Genomic DNA, 580 nt, shown 5'->3' with positions numbered 1-580 from the left:
AGCCGGGCGACTGCGTCCAACGTCAGCTTCAGCATGTCCGGCTGTTCGCGATAGGCCGGGATGTGGATCGACACCTTCGGGTATTTCTGCTCGGCGTCTGCAGCGGCACGCAGCTTTTCGCTGCGTTCGGCTGTCAGCAGCCGCAATGGCTTCCGGCCGAAGGCAATGGCCGCAATCTCCTCGATGCGCGCCAATGCGATCAGGAGCAGCGGGATCAGCAGGATGCAGCCGAGTGAGAGGGCGAAGGCCGATCCCCAGACGAAATAGTGGGTCTGCTGATAGGCGAAGATGGTTGCCGCCCAGGCGCCAACGGCATTGGCCGCGGCCGAGAGCACCAGTGCCTGCAGCGCCGTCGCGCCAACGATCTGCAGGATCGGCAGCGACAGCAGAATGCCAACCAGAAGTGCGATGCTGGCGTTCTTCCAATGGTCCGGATTCACGATCGGGCCGGTCCAGGGGAATTTCGGTTCCCGCGACGCGTTGAGAACGCCCCAATAGGGACCGACGCCGCCCTCGAAAAACTTCCATGGCTGATCGATGGCTTCGACGATGTTGTAGTCCATGCCGATCGCTTCAGCGC

Annotated in this window: 1 protein-coding gene; it reads right to left on the bottom strand. The window is 62.6% G+C overall.

The window, feature by feature from the left end; genetic code table 11:
* Positions 1-563, bottom strand: a 563-nt coding sequence (locus AC1DU6_RS35080; protein WP_477863168.1) for a glycoside hydrolase family 17 protein, incomplete at its 3' end; no start/stop codon positions are given.
* Positions 564-580 lie beyond the last annotated feature (17 nt).

Source organism: Roseateles sp. P5_B10, assembly GCF_056400485.1.
This window is presented reverse-complemented; position numbering and strand designations above follow the sequence as displayed.